The sequence below is a fragment of the Pseudomonas parasichuanensis genome, assembly GCF_021601385.1.
In the GTDB taxonomy this organism is placed as follows: domain Bacteria; phylum Pseudomonadota; class Gammaproteobacteria; order Pseudomonadales; family Pseudomonadaceae; genus Aquipseudomonas; species Aquipseudomonas parasichuanensis.
The window spans coordinates 53,535-69,328 of the sequence record NZ_BQHO01000027.1 but is presented as its reverse complement, the minus strand read 5'-3'; the positions used below and the strand labels follow the sequence as shown (position 1 = coordinate 69,328).

13 protein-coding genes are annotated in these 15,794 nt (G+C 64.4%); 6 read left to right on the top strand and 7 right to left on the bottom strand.

All coding sequences use genetic code 11. The features are described 5' to 3' along the window. Positions 1-43 precede the first annotated feature (43 nt). On the bottom strand, positions 44-1,186 hold the full coding sequence (argE, locus tag L6D77_RS19985) for an acetylornithine deacetylase (RefSeq protein ID WP_232883225.1): 1,143 nt from the start codon (positions 1,184-1,186) through the stop codon (positions 44-46). Positions 1,187-1,412: 226 nt separating this feature from the next. Between argE and L6D77_RS19980 the strand changes: the two genes are divergently transcribed. Then, the gene (locus L6D77_RS19980; RefSeq protein WP_232883224.1) at positions 1,413-2,804 is read left to right on the top strand and encodes a CYTH domain-containing protein; all 1,392 of its coding nucleotides are present in this window, start codon (positions 1,413-1,415) and stop codon (positions 2,802-2,804) included. Here L6D77_RS19980 and L6D77_RS19975 read toward each other — a convergent pair. Continuing rightward, complete coding sequence (locus tag L6D77_RS19975) at positions 2,793-3,263, bottom strand: Lrp/AsnC family transcriptional regulator (protein WP_110992159.1); 471 nt, start codon at positions 3,261-3,263, stop codon at positions 2,793-2,795. The genes L6D77_RS19980 and L6D77_RS19975 overlap by 12 nt on opposite strands. A 125-nt stretch (positions 3,264-3,388) precedes the next feature. On the opposite strand from L6D77_RS19975, the gene L6D77_RS19970 reads away from it, so the two are divergent. The 5 genes from L6D77_RS19970 (at position 3,389) to L6D77_RS19950 (ending at position 8,077) form a co-directional block, all read left to right on the top strand. Then, a complete protein-coding gene (locus L6D77_RS19970) occupies positions 3,389-3,715 on the top strand; it encodes a hypothetical protein (protein WP_232883223.1) in 327 nt (108 codons plus the stop codon). A 100-nt stretch (positions 3,716-3,815) separates the two neighbouring features. Further along, positions 3,816-5,495, top strand: a complete 1,680-nt coding sequence (locus tag L6D77_RS19965; RefSeq protein WP_232883222.1) for a GspE/PulE family protein — start codon at positions 3,816-3,818, stop codon at positions 5,493-5,495. Positions 5,496-5,588: 93 nt separating this feature from the next. Next, positions 5,589-5,903, top strand: coding sequence for a DUF2388 domain-containing protein (locus L6D77_RS19960; RefSeq protein ID WP_125462185.1), 315 nt, complete (start codon positions 5,589-5,591; stop codon positions 5,901-5,903). A gap of 373 nt (positions 5,904-6,276) precedes the next feature. Then, positions 6,277-7,668 (top strand): PAAR domain-containing protein, encoded by a 1,392-nt coding sequence (locus L6D77_RS19955; protein WP_236170114.1) that lies wholly within the window; start codon positions 6,277-6,279, stop codon positions 7,666-7,668. Between the two features lie 7 nt (positions 7,669-7,675). Then, a complete protein-coding gene (locus L6D77_RS19950; RefSeq protein WP_232883220.1) occupies positions 7,676-8,077 on the top strand; it encodes a hypothetical protein in 402 nt (133 codons plus the stop codon). A 98-nt stretch (positions 8,078-8,175) separates the two neighbouring features. Here the strand turns inward: L6D77_RS19950 and gcvP are convergent, their stop codons facing one another. From gcvP to L6D77_RS19925, 5 genes are all read right to left on the bottom strand, one after another. Further along, entirely contained in the window at positions 8,176-11,049 is a 2,874-nt protein-coding gene (gene gcvP, locus L6D77_RS19945; protein WP_232883219.1) for an aminomethyl-transferring glycine dehydrogenase, read from the bottom strand. A 184-nt stretch (positions 11,050-11,233) separates the two neighbouring features. Next, positions 11,234-11,617: a glycine cleavage system protein GcvH gene (gcvH, locus tag L6D77_RS19940; protein WP_232883218.1), complete on the bottom strand. Its 384-nt coding sequence runs from the start codon at positions 11,615-11,617 to the stop codon at positions 11,234-11,236. 49 nt (positions 11,618-11,666) lie between these two features. Next, positions 11,667-12,749, bottom strand: coding sequence for a glycine cleavage system aminomethyltransferase GcvT (gcvT, locus tag L6D77_RS19935; RefSeq protein WP_232883217.1), 1,083 nt, complete (start codon positions 12,747-12,749; stop codon positions 11,667-11,669). 124 nt (positions 12,750-12,873) lie between these two features. Beyond that, positions 12,874-14,496: an ABC transporter permease gene (locus tag L6D77_RS19930; protein ID WP_232883216.1), complete on the bottom strand. Its 1,623-nt coding sequence runs from the start codon at positions 14,494-14,496 to the stop codon at positions 12,874-12,876. A gap of 161 nt (positions 14,497-14,657) precedes the next feature. Continuing rightward, a complete protein-coding gene (locus tag L6D77_RS19925) occupies positions 14,658-15,659 on the bottom strand; it encodes an extracellular solute-binding protein (RefSeq protein WP_232883215.1) in 1,002 nt (333 codons plus the stop codon). Between the last annotated feature and the right edge of the window lie 135 nt (positions 15,660-15,794).

Genomic DNA, 15,794 nt, shown 5'->3' with positions numbered 1-15,794 from the left:
GCGCGGTCTCCTCTAGGCAAAAACGAATAAGCTCAATGGACGTTTAGCTCAGGCAATAGTGCCGGATCAGGTCACGCAATAGACGCACGGTAGGCTCGATACGTGACATTTCCAGGTACTCGCCAGGCTGGTGGGCGCAGGCGATATCGCCCGGGCCGAGCACGATGGTCTGGCAGCCGAGCTGCTGAAGATAAGGCGCTTCGGTGCCAAAGGCCACCGCTTCGGCGCGATGGCCGGTCAGGCGCTCGGCCAGTTGCACCAGCTCGCAGTCGGCAGCCTGCTCGAAGGGGGGCACCTCGGGGAACAGCGGCGCGTAGTCGATGCGCACCTCGTGGCGCTCGGCCAACGGCGCCAGTTTGCCGCGAATGGCCGCGCGCAACTGCTCGACATCCATGCCCGGCAGCGGGCGCAGGTCGAACTCCAGCGCGCACTGGCCACAGATGCGGTTGGGGTTGTCGCCGCCGTGGATACAGCCGAAGTTCAGGGTTGGCGTGGGCACCGTGAACTGTGGATTGCGGTACTTTTCCTGCCAGCCGCGGCGCAGGTCCATCAGCTCGCCCATTACCGCGTGCATGGCCTCCAAGGCGCTGTGACCGAGTGACGGATCCGACGAATGGCCGCTGCGCCCGAGGATGTCGATACGGTCCATGAGGATGCCCTTGTGCATGCGGATCGGCTTGAGCCCGGTGGGCTCGCCGATCACCGCCGCGCGGCCGAGTGGCTGGCCGGCTTCGGCCAGGGCACGGGCGCCGGACATCGAGCTCTCCTCATCGCAGGTGGCGAGGATCAGCAGCGGTTGCTTGAAGTCGTGTTCCAGCAACGGAATCACCGCGTCGATGACCAGGGCGAAGAAGCCCTTCATGTCGCAGCTGCCCAGCCCGACCCAGCGGCCATCGACTTCAGTCAACTTCAGCGGGTCGGTTTTCCACAGCTGCGGGTCGTAGGGCACGGTGTCGCTGTGCCCCGCCAGCACCAGCCCGCCCGGGCCGGTGCCGCGGCTGGCCAGCAGGTTGAACTTGCCGGGGGTGACCTGCTGGATCTCGCAGTTGAAGCCCAGGTCGCCCAGCCAACCGGCCAGCAGGTCGATGACCGGGCGGTTGGACTGGTCCAGCGCAGGCTGGGTGCAACTGACCGACGGGGCGGCGATCAGGGCGGCGAACTGGTCTTTCAGCGACGGCAACGGCATGCGCGGACTCCTCAAAAGCATGGGGGCATCATAGCAATGCAAATACATCGCAGGGCAAGCCAACACGGTCCGTGTGGGAGCCGGCTTGCCGGCGATAGCGCCAGCAGGCCGATCGACATTGCCGGGTTTGGCCTCATCGCCGGCAAGCCGGCTCCCACAAGGCCCGCGTCAGGCCCCCAACTGCTGTAAACTCTCCCGCCACGATGCCCCTCCTTCCGAGCCCGCGATGCACACAGAAACCGAACTCAAACTCCGCGCCAGCCCCGAGACCCTTGCCGCCCTGCGCGAGCACCCGTTGCTGAAAAAGCGCAACAAGTCCGGCTGGCAGACCCGCGAACTGCTCAATCAGTATTTCGACACCCCCGAGCGTGAGCTGTCCGCCGCCCGTGTCGCCCTGCGCCTGCGTCGTGACGGCGAGGTGATCATCCAGACCCTCAAGTGCCGCGGCCAGAGCGTGGCCGGCCTGTCCGAGCGCAACGAGCACGAGTGGCAGCTGGACAAGGTCAAGCTCGACCTGAAGAAGCTCGACGCCAGCTGCTGGCCCGAGCAACTGGCCGAGCTCGACAAGAAAACCATCAAGCCGCTGTTCACCACCGACTTCACCCGCGAGTACGCGGAGATTTCCTGGGGCCGTGGCAAGGCCAAGGTAGTGATCGAGGCCGCGCTGGACCAAGGCTTCGTGATCGCCGGCAAACGCAAGGAAGCCATCTGCGAGCTGGAGCTCGAGCTGCGCGAAGGCGCGCCCGAAGCGCTGCTGGAGCTGGCCGCCGAACTGGCCGCCACACTGCCCCTGATGCCGTGTGACATCAGCAAGGCCGAACGCGGCTACCGCCTGCTGGACGAAGGCAGCTACGAGCTGGACCTGCCAAGCGCCGAACTGGATGCCGAAATGCCAGTGGACGACGCCTTCGCGGCACTCGCCTGGCAATTGCTGGGCAGCAGCCAGCGCCTGGCCGAGCAGTACCGCCATACCGGCCATTGGCGCCTGCTGCAGGACTGGGTGCGCTGCCTGGCCGAACTGCGCGCACTCACCGGCAGCCTTGGTCAGGCCGCGCCGCGCGCTGCCACCCGCGAGCTGCGCGCCAGCCTCGACGCCCTGCTGGAAGACTGGCGCCCGCTGGTGCAGGCCGGCAACGAGGACGAAGACATCCGCCGCGCCGCGCCCGAGCAGTTCACTGAAGAGCTGGAAGACCCACGCTGGGGCCAGTTCTCCCTGCAGACCGCACGCTGGCTGAGCGCCCGTGCCTGGACCGTCGAGCGCAAAGGCCGTGGCGAACGCCAGGGCAAGGCGCAACTGGCCAGCTGGCTGCAGCACCTGCTCGGCGAGGAAGCCCGCGCCCTCAAGCTGCCGCTGTACGTACAGCGCCCGGAAGACCTGGCCGAGCAGCTGCCGCGCATCGAGGCCGTGCAGGCCTGGATGCACCACGCCCGCCAGGTGCTCGACCTGCCTCAGCAGGACCGCCTGTACGGTGAGCTGAACAAGCTGCATGAGCTGGCCGAACAACCGCTGGTCGATGAGCACAAGGACGAACTGCTGGAGGCACGCATCGAGCAGGCCCGCGCCATCGAACAGAACCGCGCCTGGAAGTACCTGCTCAAGTCGCCTTCAGCGCGTTAAGGGCAGGCTGGTCGTGGACTTGATCTCGGACAAGGCCACGATCGAATTGACCTCCTGGATCCCCGGCACATTCGACAGCTTTTCGAAGAAGAACCGTTCGTAGGCTTCGATGTCCGGGGTGACGATGCGCAGCAGGAAATCCACAGACCCCATCAGCACGTAGCATTCCAGCACCTCGGGGAACCCGCGGATCGCCTCGGTGAATTCGGCGAAGTTCGAGCGCCCGTGGGCATTGAGCTTCACTTCGGCGAAGATCTGCGTATTCAGCCCCACCTTCTTGCGATCCAGCAGGGTCACCTGGCCGCGGATCACCCCCTCCTCTTTCAGACGCTGGATACGGCGCCAGCAGGGCGATTGCGACAGGCCGACACGCTCGGCGACCTGCGCACTGGACAGTGAAGCGTCCGCTTGCAGCACCTCGAGAATGCGCCGGTCGTAGGCATCCAGTTCGCTTTGCATGATTGATTCTCCAATGAGGTGCATGGCGAATTATTCAATTCACCAAATCCGTAAATGGCCGAATCATAGCGAAAATATGCCCCGCTGAACGTGCAAGAATTTCTGCACTTTCGCGGAGACCCAGCATGAACGCACTCGAACGCCCCCTCACCTCGCCCCGCAACGACGCCTGGGCCGCCACCGCCGCGCATAGCAGCGTGCATTACCACCTGCAGGCCGAGGCCGAGCCGGACACCTTGTGCCGGGTGCTGAACCTGTTCGCCTTGCAATTTCTCACCCCGCACAGCGTGCAGGTAAGCCAGTGCGACGACCTGCTCGACGTGCAGATCGGCATCGGTGGCCTGAGCTGGCACCGCGCCGAAGTGATCGCGCAAAAATTGCGCAACCTGGTGTGTGTCGCCGAGGTAAGTCTGCACAACCTGCCACGCTTGGCCCACGCGGCGGTGAGCTGAAGGGCGTCGGCGGCAAGATCCGGAAATCCTTTGCCGCGCCGCTGGCGGGTCAACAAGGCTAGCCTGTCCAAGCCTTCGTTCACCTGGCCAGGACGCCACCATGCACGCCAAGGATAGCCATGACCTAGACCTCAACCGCCTGCTCGACGCCCTGCTGGCCGAGCAACGGATCGCCGCCAACGATGCCCTCCAGGCACTCGAGCGGGCAAAATCCCACCCCGCCGACCACCCTCTGGAACTGATCGCAGGCCTGGCCCTGCCAGACCCGCTGCACCCAGGCCAGGCCCTCGAGCTGGACAGCCTCTGCCGCTGGCTGGCACATCAGGCTGGCCAGCCATTCCTGCACATCGACCCCTTGCAGATCGACCTGGCCCGCCTTGGCAACCTTGTATCTGCGGCGTTCGCCCAGCGCCACGGCATCCTCGCGGTGGCCGTGGACGACAGCAGCATCACCGTGGCCAGCGCCCAACCCTACCAGCGCGAGTGGGAAGCCGACCTCGCCCTGAGCCTTGGCAAGCAGGTACGCCGGGTGCTGGCCAGCCCCAGGCAGCTGCGCCAGCTGGCACCCACCTTCTACGGCCTGGCCCACTCGGTACGTGGCGCAGGGCAACAGCAATCGCCACGCCTGGGCGAACTGGAGCAACTGCTGGAACTGGGCGCCAGCCATGCCCAGGCCAGTGCCGACGATGCCCATATCGTGCACATCGTCGACTGGATGCTGCAGTACGCCATCGAACAGGGCGCCAGCGATATCCACTTGGAACCACGCCGGGAACAGGGCCACCTGCGCCTGCGCATCGACGGCCTGCTGCATTCGGTCTACGCATTCCCGGCCGCTGTCGCGCTGGCCATGGTCAGCCGCCTGAAACACCTGGGGCGGATGAACGTGGCAGAGAAACGCCGGCCCCAGGATGGCCGGTTGAAAAGCCGCCTGCCGGGCGGGGCAGACATCGAGTTGCGCCTTTCCACCCTACCCACGCCATTCGGCGAGAAGCTGGTACTGCGCCTGTTCGACCCCCAGCAACGGCACGACACCCTCGAGCGCCTGGGGCTGGGCGGCCCGCTGCTTGCGCAGTGGCAGGCGCTGTTGCAACAGCGCCAGGGCATCCTGCTGGTCACCGGCCCCACTGGCTCGGGCAAGACCAGTACGCTGTATGCCAGCCTCAGGCACCTGGCCACGCCCCAGGTGAACCTGTGCAGCATCGAGGACCCCATCGAACGCCTGGAGCCCGCGATCAATCAGCTACAGGTTCAGCCGGGCCTGGACCTGAACTTTGCCGACGGTGTGCGCGCCCTGCTGCGCCAGGACCCGGACATCATCATGATCGGAGAGATCCGTGACCCGGAGACCGCGCAGGTGGCCATGCAAGCGGCGCTGACCGGGCACCTGGTGCTGTCCACCCTGCACACCAACGATGCCTGCGGCGCCATTACCCGCCTGCAGGAGCTGGGTGTGGCCGACTACCTGATCAAGGCCACGCTGATCGGCGTGCTGGCCCAGCGCCTGGTGCGCACGCTGTGCCCGGCGTGCCGTGGCAGCGCCCACCAGCAGCAGCCCTGCCGCCACTGCCGGGGCAGCGGCCTGCATGGCCGTACGGGGCTGTTCGAGCTGCTCAGGGTCAGCGCCTGTTTGCGAGAAAAGATCACCCCCGGCGCCGATCTGGCCACCCTGCGCCAGCAGGCACAGGCCGATGGCCTGCGCGACCTGCAACGCTGCGGCCAGGACAGCGTGGAGCAGGGCCTGACCACGCTGGAGGAGGTGCTGCGGGTCTGTGGATAAGTGAGAAATCCCCTGTGTGTACGGGAACTTGGCCTGGGCAGGTATGATCCAACCGGCATCTCAAACAGCCCTCAAAGACCGAGGTGATTTATCATGCGTTTCAAAACAGCCATCGCAGCCACCGTCCTGTTCGCGCTGCCCATTGGCTCCGCCATGGCCGACACGTTCTGGCGCAACGTCATCTCCTCGGGTGCCACCACTGCCTCGACTTACCTGACCTTCAAGGATCACAAGCTGATCGTCGCCGCCCAGGATGACGCCGGCAGCTTCGTCGCCAGTGACGGTGCGATTCGCGGGCCGTTCCTGGAAGCGGCCATCAACCAGGTTCGCGCCGACAACCCGGGCGTGCAGGCCAGCGACATGGAACTGGCCAATGCCATCCTGGCCAAGAATGCCGTAGCCGAGTAATCCATCGGGGCTGCTGTAGGAGCGGCCTTGTGTCGCGAAAGGGCCGCAAAGCGGCCCCAGCGTTACCACATAGATTGTCGGGGCTGCTGCGCAGCCCTTTCGCGACACAAGGCCGCTCCTACAGAAAAGCTGCGCAACACGCAGGCTATTTCAGCGATACGCCTCCACCGGTACACACGAACAGAACAGGTTCCGGTCCCCATACATAGCTCCAATGCCTCTTCAAGCCGCCCCATTTCCAAGCGGCATCGCAGTACAAATCGCCAAATGCCGTAGGACCCTTCTCTAACCCTCCTGAGCAGGAAAAAGACCGTTTCCTGGCTGCTAGCGTCCGGGCTTCCACTCACAAGGAAGCAGCAGCATGAGCCAGCGCATGAACATCTTCGGCAAAGGCCAAGGCCTGGATGGCGATCTCACCAGTACTGATGCCACCTGTATCGCTGGCCAGGCACGCGGTACTTTCCATGGCCGCCGCTGGCTACTCGAAGGTGACCGTACTACGCCATGTCCGCGGTGCGGCAAGGAAGGCACGATCGTCGATGGCGAGTCACGCTGGCTTCAGGATGGCATCCCTGTCGCTGTAGATGGCACACCCGTGCACTGCGGGTGCCCAGCAGGTAGCAACTACGTCTTGGCTCCAATGGGCCAGCAAGTCGCGGCACTAGCGAATTCGGCACACCTGCCCGCCTCCGATAGCGTGCGTAGCAACGCTCCACGCCAGCCACAGGCCTTTGCTCGCGCCACATCGCCCATGGCTTCGGCCGCCCCCGGCAGCCTTGAACCTGGGTTTCACATCGTGCAACGCAGCACCTCGTTCCCTCAGTTACTCATGCGACTGTTCGAAGTGCGCGGCTCGTTGCCAGTTGCCCGCTTGCAACGGCTCAACCCCACCTTCGCTCAAGGCTTCAAGGCCGGTGAGATCTTCGTCATCGGCGACCCGGACAATACCCATGCCTGCACCCGCGAAGAAGCCGAGTTGATGGCCGCAGCGCAGAGGGCACGGGAAGCACTGACGGACATGAACGCCCAGGAGGCGGATTTCATGATGCGTCACCAGAGCGATATTGCAGGCCTGCTCGCAGATGCAAGCTTATCGATGGGCGTTGTCCAGACGATGATGGCCAGATCACTTGAGGAATTGCAGGGCACACTGCGCGGTATCGAGCACTTGCATCAGCAACAATTCAGGAAGCACGGCCACCTGAAAAGCCCAGCGTTTTTCAGTGCGCGCAAGGAGCTCTTCCAAAAACTGGATGCGCAGTTAAAAGTCACCTTTCTTAACAAGCATATGGACCTTGGCAGCCATGATTCTTTGCGTAGAGACCTTGGTATATCAAGCAGAAGCCTCGTCCATCATTGGAGCAAGGCCGGTGGGCCGGGACAAATTCCGGGTTACTCGACGCACTTGGACAAGTTGGCAAAAATGTCCAATTACCTGAAATATGGAGGGAGCGCAGGGATTATCCTTGGTGGTTCTTCATCGCTTTTGAAAGTCCAAGAGGCATGCCGAGCCGGCGAAACGACTGCATGTAAAAAAATTCGTTTCACTGAGTCTGGAAATTTTGCAGGGGGTCTTGCTGGCGGTACGGCTGGCGGCATTTTCGCAAACTCTGTAGCCGGGGCGTGCCTTAGCCTTGGCCCGGTCAGTGCGACTGTCTGCGTCATAGCCATAACTGGTGCAGCAGTCTTGGCAGGGAGCGTAGGCGGAATGACGGCTGGAGAAATCACCGGCGATGTCCTTTTTGAGTCCCTGTACTCGGAGTGACTACAACATGAGCCTACTTGTTGAATTGGCATCATCCTCGAAGTCCTGGAAGCTTTTCATTGCCCTAACCCCGTGGGTGATCCTGCTAACAGGGCTTTTCATCATTGCTCGCCTGGCATGGACCAAAAATCTGAAAATCATGCTGTCCGCCTTGAAAAGCAGTGATTGGCTAAGGCTTCAATGCGCTATATGGTGCGCGTTTGGGCCGTGGGGAAAACTCATGATAGCCGGCACCATCGCAGGCTTATTGCATTGGCCGACCAAGCAAATGCATATCCGCCTTGGAAAAATAAAAAAAGAAGAAATAGACAACTTCCCAAAACCTCTGAAATATCAACTTTTCATCGGCGAACTCCTCGTGGCTGTCGGTGCAATGCTATGCGCCATCACCTATCATGCCTATTCATAAATACGACAAATCACCGAGCGAAGCCCGCCAGCAAACCGCCCAGGTGAGCACATTGCTCTCCTGAGGGGCCCGCTGCCAATTTGCAGGCATAGTTCCTTTCAGCGATACGCCTCCACCGGCACACACGAGCAGAACAGGTTCCGGTCCCCATACACATTGTCGACCCGGTTCACCGCCGGCCAGTATTTATGCTGGCGCGCGTGAGCGCTGGGGGCGATGCCCTGCTCGATGCTGTAGGGCCGGTTCCACGGCGCCAGTACGTCAGCCAGGGTGTGCGGCGCATGCTTGAGCGGGTTGTCCTCGGCCGGCCAGTTGCCGTCCTGCACCTGCGCGATCTCGGCGCGGATCGCCAGCATCGCTTCGACAAAACGGTCAAGCTCGGCCTTCGACTCGCTCTCGGTGGGCTCGACCATCAGCGTGCCCGGCACCGGGAACGACATGGTCGGGGCATGGAAGCCGTAGTCCATCAGGCGCTTGGCCACGTCCTCCTCGCTGATGCCGGTCAGCGCCTTGAGCGGGCGCAGGTCGAGGATGCACTCGTGGGCCACCCGCTGGTTGCGCCCGCGGTAGAGCACCGGGAAGGCATCGCGCAACTGGCTGGCCAGGTAGTTGGCCGACAGGATCGCCACTTCACTGGCATCGGCCAGCTGTGGCCCCATCATGGCGATGTACATCCAGCTGATCGGCAGAATGCTGGCGCTGCCCCAGGGCGCGGCACTGACCGCCGTGTTGTTCGGGTCCAGCCCGGGCACCGGCACCACAGGGTGGCTGGCAACGAACGGCTTGAGGTGCGCACGGATGCCGATCGGCCCCATGCCCGGGCCACCCCCGCCATGGGGGATGCAGAAAGTCTTGTGCAGGTTCATGTGCGAAACGTCGGCACCGATGTCGGCCGGGCGCGCCAGCCCCACCTGGGCATTGAGGTTGGCGCCGTCCATGTACACCTGGCCGCCGTGCTGGTGGATCACCTCGCAGATCTCGCGGATGCCCTCCTCGTACACGCCGTGGGTCGAGGGGTAGGTGATCATCAGGCAGGACAACCGCTCGCCAGCGGCCTGGGCCTTGGCCTTGAGGTCGTCGAGGTCGACGTTGCCCTGCTCGTCGCACTCGACGATCACCACCTCCATGCCGGCCATCTGTGCTGACGCAGGGTTGGTGCCATGGGCCGACGACGGGATCAGGCACAGGGTGCGCTTGGGTTGGTGGCGGCTTTGATGGTAGCGGGTGATCGCCATCAGCCCCGCGTACTCACCCTGGGCGCCGGAGTTGGGCTGCATGCAGATGGCGTCGAAGCCGGTGATGGCGCACAACCAGCTTTCCAGCTCGTCGATCATCAGCTTGTAGCCCTGCACCTGGGCGGCCGGGGCGAACGGGTGCGGCAGGGCGAACTCGGGCCAGGTGATCGGGATCATCTCGCTGGTGGCGTTGAGCTTCATGGTGCAGGAGCCCAGCGGGATCATCGACTGGTTGAGCGCCAGGTCCTTGTTCTCCAGCTGCTTGAGGTAGCGCAGCATCTCGGTTTCGCTGTGGTGCAGGTTGAACACCGGGTGCTGCAGGATCGGCGTGCGCCGCACCAGGGCGCCGGGGATACCCTCGGGCAGGGCTTGCTGGTCGAGGGTGGCGATGTCCAGGCCGTGGTCGACGCCGAGGAAGATGTCGAACAGCTTGAGCACCGTGGCCTCGTCGCAGGTTTCGTCCAGGCTCACACCCAGATGCCCACGGCCAAGGATACGCAGGTTGATGCGGGCTGCCTCGGCGCTTTCGATGATCGCCGCCTGGGTGCCGCCCACATCCAGGGTGAGGGTGTCGAAGAAATGCTGGTTGAGGCGCTTGATGCCTTTGCTTTGAAGCCCGGCGGCAAGAATGAAGGTCAGCCGGTGCACCCGCTGGGCGATGCGCTGCAGGCCTTCGGGGCCATGGTAGACGGCGTAGCAGCTGGCAATGTTGGCCAGCAGCACCTGCGCGGTGCAGATGTTGGAGTTGGCCTTCTCGCGGCGGATGTGCTGCTCGCGGGTTTGCAAAGCCATGCGCAGCGCGGTGTTGCCACGGGCATCGCGGGATACCCCGATGATGCGCCCGGGCATGGCCCGCTTGTAGTCGTCGCGGCAGGCGAAATAGGCCGCGTGGGGGCCACCGAAGCCCATGGGCACGCCAAACCGCTGGGTGCTGCCGAGCACCACATCGGCGCCCAGTTCGCCGGGCGGGGTGAGCACCACCAGGCTGAGGATATCGGCGGCGACGCAGGCCAGGGCCTGCTGGGCGTGCAGTTGGTCGATCAACGGGCGCAGGTCGCGCACTTCACCGTGGGTGTCGGGGTATTGCAGCAACGCGCCGAACACCTGGTGGCTGGCGAGGTTATCCACAGAATCGATGATCAGCTCGAAGCCAAAACCTTCAGCACGGGTCTTGAGCACCGACAGGGTCTGCGGATGGCAATGCTCGTCGGCAAAAAACGCGTTGCTCTTGCTGCGCGCCACGCGCTTGGCCAGGGCCATGGCCTCGGCGGCGGCGGTGGCCTCGTCCAGCAGCGAAGCGTTGGCCAGGGCCAGGCCGGTGAGGTCGATCACCATCTGCTGGTAGTTCAGCAGCGCTTCCAGGCGACCCTGGGCAATCTCGGGCTGGTAGGGTGTGTAGGCGGTGTACCAACCCGGGTTCTCCAGCACGTTGCGCAGGATGACCGTGGGCGTGACGGTGGCGTGGTAGCCCATGCCGATCAGGCTGGTCCACAGCTGGTTCAGCGCGGCATAGCCGGCGAGCTTGGCCAGGGCGGCCTGTTCGTCGAGTGCCGGCGGCAGGTCGAGCAGGCGGTAGAAGCGGATGCCGGGCGGCACGGTCTGCTCGATCAGCTCGCCACGGCTGGCAACGCCGAGGGCGTCGAGCATGGCCTGCTGCTCCTGGGCATCGGGCCCCAGGTGGCGACTCAGGAATGGGTTGGGCGCTTGCAGTTGATGCAGGGACGGCGACTGGGACATGGCGACGATCTCTTCCTGGACCAGTTCTCATGGAGACTTACAAGTCTAGGAAGGGATCGGCGATGGTGCGGGAAAACTTGCAGAAAGACAGGGCCGCTTTGCGGCCCTTTCGCGGCACAAGGCCGCTCCTACAGGGACCGCGCTCTTCTGTAGGAGCGGCCTTGTGCCGCGAAGGAACGTAAGATCACTCGCCGATAGCTGCCTGGTAGCCAGCAGCATCCAGCAGCTTGTCCAGCTCGGCCGGGTTGCTCGGCTTGAGCTTGAAGATCCAGGACGCGTAAGGTTCCTCGTTGAGCAGCTCCGGGCTGTCGGCCAGCTCTTCGTTGACCGCGATCACTTCGCCACCCACCGGGGCGTAGATATCGGAGGCGGCCTTCACCGACTCGACCACGCCAGCAGCGTCGCCTGCGGCAAACACCTTGCCGACTTCGGCCAGTTCGACGAATACCACATCACCCAAGGCTTGCTGGGCGTGGTCGCTGATGCCCACGGTCACGGTGCCATCGGTTTCCAGGCGAGCCCATTCATGGCTTTCGGCAAAACGCAGGTCGGCGGGGATATCGCTCATAGTCTTTTATTCCTCGATTGGGTCAGCGGTTGGCCCGCCGTTTAAGTAGTCAGATCAGGATCTTGCCATGGCGCACGAAGGTCGGTTTGACCACCCGCACCGGGTACCATTTACCGCGGATCTCCACCTCGGCGCGTTCGCCAGTGGCAATGGGCACGCGGGCCAGGGCAATGGACTTGCTCAGCGTAGGAGAGAAACTACCACTGGTGATCTCCCCTTCGCCAATCCCGGACACGCGGACCACCTGATGGGCACGCAGCACGCCGCGCTCTTCCAGCACCAGGCCGACCAGTTTTTCCTGCACACCTTGCTCGATTTCCGCCAGCAAGCCAGCCCGGCCAATGAAATCGCGGCTGGCTGGCTCCCAGGCAACGCTCCAGCCCAGGTTGGAGGTCAGCGGGGTGTGGGCTTCGTCGATGTCCTGGCCGTACAGGTTCATGCCGGCCTCCAGGCGCAAGGTGTCGCGGGCACCCAGGCCACTCGGGGCAATGCCGGCACCAACCAGGTCGTTGAAGAACGCCGGGGCCTGGGCGCCGGGCAGGATGATCTCCAGGCCGTCTTCGCCGGTGTAGCCGGTGCGGGCGATGAACCAGTCACCTTCGGCAACGCCTTCGAACGGGCGCAGTTCGCGGATCAGGGCCGCGCGTGCGGGGCTGAGCAGGGCTGCGACCTTCTCGCGGGCTTGCGGGCCCTGGATGGCGAGGATCGCCAGCTCCGGGCGCAGCTTGAAACTGATGGCAAAACCGGCGCTGTGCGCCTGCAGCCAGGCCTGGACCTTGTCGCGGGTGGCGGCGTTGGCCACCAGGCGATAGCCGTCCTCGGTGCGGTAGGCGATCAGGTCGTCGATCACCCCGCCGTCGGCGTTCAGCAGCGGGCTGTAGAGGGCCTTGCCGGGGGCGTCGAGGCGGGTCACGTCATTGGCCAGCAGGTGCTGCAGCCAAGGGGTGGCGGCACAGCCGTCGATGTCAATGACGGTCATGTGGGAGACATCGAAGACCCCGCAGTCACTGCGCACCTGGTGGTGCTCCTCGACTTGCGAGCCGTAGTGCAGGGGCATGTCCCAACCGCCAAAATCGACCGTCTTGGCGCCGAGCGCCAGGTGCAGGTCATACAGAGGCGTACGCTGTCCCATGGGTTTCTCCTTCCGGGCGTGGCGAGGCGGCGGCAGTCGGCGATGTTGATTCATCACCTGTTGTTGTAGGAGCCACCGCTGCGAATGCCGCGCATTGTAGCCGCAAGCCGTCGGCCTGACACCCTCAGCGCGGATGCCCCGGACGATGGGCCGAACGGCGGATCAAGCCGATGACCGGCAGCAGGCCGACCAGCACCAGGCTCAGTGCCGGCAACGAGGCGCGCGCCCATTCGCCTTCGCTGGTCATCTCGAACACCCGCACCGCCAGGGTGTCCCAGCCGAACGGGCGCATCAGCAAGGTGGCCGGCATTTCCTTGAGCACGTCGACGAACACCAGCAGCGCAGCGCTCATGGCGCCCGGCACCAGCAACGGCAGATACACCTTGAAAAACAATCCCGGCCCGGCGACCCCGAGGCTGCGCGAAGCCTCCGGCAGCGACGGGCGGATGCGCTCCAGGCTGCTTTCCAGCGGGCCGTAGGCGACGGCGATGAAGCGCACCAGGTAGGCCAGCAGCAACGCCGACAGGCTGCCCAGCAGCAGCGGCTTGCCCGCCCCGCCCAGCCATTGCGAAAACGGAATCACCAGCTGATTGTCGAGGTAGCTGAACGCCAACATGATCGACACCGCCAGCACCGAGCCCGGCAAGGCATAGCCCAGGTTCGCCAGGCCGACCCCGGCGCGGATGCCGGTGGTCGGCGCCTGGCGCCGGGCGAAGGCCAGCAGCAAGGCGGCGCAGACGGTGATCAGCGCCGCCATGCCACCGAGGTAGAGGGTATGCAGCACCAGCCCGAGATACCGTTCGTCCAGGTCATGCCGGCCCCGCTGCCAGCACCACACCAGCAGTTGCAGCAACGGGATGACGAAGGCGCAGGCGAACACCAGCAGGCACCAGGTGCTGGCGGCGAACGCCTTGATGCCGCGCAGGTGATAGAGCGCCTGCCCCCGTGGCCGTTCGTTGCCGCTGCGGCTGGCGCCGCGTGAACGACGCTCGCCGTACAGCACCAGCATCACCGCCAGCAGCAGCAGGCTGGCCAGCTGCGCCGCGCTGGACAGGCTGAAGAAGCCGTACCAGGTCTTGTAGATGGCGGTGGTGAAGGTGTCGAAGTTGAACACCGACACCGCACCGAAGTCGGCCAGGGTCTCCATCAGCGCCAGGGCGATACCCGCACCGATGGCCGGCCGCGCCATGGGCAATGCCACCCGCCAGAAAGCCTGCAACGGCGACAGCCCAAGCACCCGCGCCGCCTCCATCAGGCCCTTGCCCTGGGCCATGAACGCGGTGCGCGCCAGCAGGTAGACGTAGGGGTAGAACACCAGCACCAGCACGGTGATCACCCCGCCGGTGGAGCGCACCCGGGGCAGGCGCATCGGTCCGAATACTTCGCGCAAGGCGCTCTGCACGGGGCCTGCGAAGTCCAGCAGGCCGACGAACACGAACGCCAGGACATAGGCCGGGATGGCGAATGGCAGCATCAGCGCCCAATCCAGCCAGCGCCGCCCGGGGAACTCGCAGAGGCTGGTGAGCCAGGCCAGGCTCACACCCACCACGGTCACGCCGACCCCGACGCCCAGCACCAGGGTCAGGGTGTTGCCCAGCAGGCGGCTCATCTGGGTGTCGAGCAGGTGCGACCATATCTGCAGGTCGACCGCCTGCCAGGACAGCAGCAGGACGCTCAGCGGCAGCAGGACCAGCGCGGCGATGAGAAAGACCGGGGGGTACCAGCGGCGTTGGGGGGTGTGGGGCAAGGCGGGAGTCTCGGTGGCGGATTGCGACCGCTGCGCGGTCGTTCGCGGCTAAAGCCGCTCCCACAGGGACCGCGCAAGCCTTGCAGGCAGCACAAAACCTGTGGGAGCGGCTTTAGCCGCGAAGGGGGCCTTGAAGGCCCCGCAAGGATAAGCGGTGAAACTCAGTTCCAGCCAGCCCGATCCATCAAGCGGATGGCTTCAGCCTGGCGCTTGCCGGCTACTTCCACCGGAATGCTGTCAGCCTTGAAGCTGCCCCAGGCCGCCACTTCTTCCGAAGGCTTCACCTTCGGGTTGGCCGGGAATTCCTGGTTGATGTCGGCAAACAGCTTCTGCGCTTCTTCGCCGGTCATCCACTCCACCAGCTTTTTCGCCGCTTCCGGGTGCGGTGCATGCTTGGTCAGGCCGATGCCCGACAGGTTGACGTGCACGCCACGGTCGCCCTGGTTAGGCCAGAACAGCTTCACTGGCAGGTCCGGCTTCTCTTTGTGCAGGCGGCCGTAGTAGTAGGTGTTGACGATGCCTACGTCGCACTGGCCGGCGGCGATGGCGTTGAGCAGTGCGGTGTCGTCGGAGAACACGTCGGTGGACAGGTTGTTGACCCAGCCTTTGACCAGCTTTTCAGTGTCAGCCTCGCCGTGGTTCTGGATCAGCGTGGCGGTCAGCGACTGGTTGTAGACCTTCTTCGCCGTGCGCAGGCACAGGCGGCCTTCCCACTGCTTGTCGGCCAGGGCTTCGTAGGTGCTCAGCTCCGACGGTTTGACGCGCTCGGTGGAGTAGACGATGGTCCGCGCACGCAGGCTCAGGCCGGTCCAGTCGTGGGACGAGGCGCGGTACTGCGCGGGGATGTTCTTGTCGATGATGTCCGACTTGATCGGTTGCAGGATGCCCATCTGCTCGGCCTGCCAGAGGTTGCCGGCATCGACGGTGAGCAGCAGGTCGGCCACGCCGTTCTGGCCCTCGGCCTTGATGCGCTGCATCAGCGGCGCTTCCTTGTCGGTGATGAACTTGATCTTGACGCCGGTCTTGGCGGTGTAGGCGTCGAATACCGGCTTGATCAGCTCGTCGATGCGCGAGGAGTACACCACCACTTCGTCCGCCGCCTGGGCGGTGCCGCCGAACAGAGTCAGGGCCAGGGCGGCCAGTAGGGGTTTGCGGGGCAACATCGGGGGGCACTCCTCGCTGGATTGAGAGGTGCGAATGGTAGTGAATCCCATTTTCTTGCTCACCTGCGGAGCAGTTACCAGATGTTGCAGGGGACTGCTGCGCAGTCCTTTCGCTGGCAAGCCAGCTCCCACAGT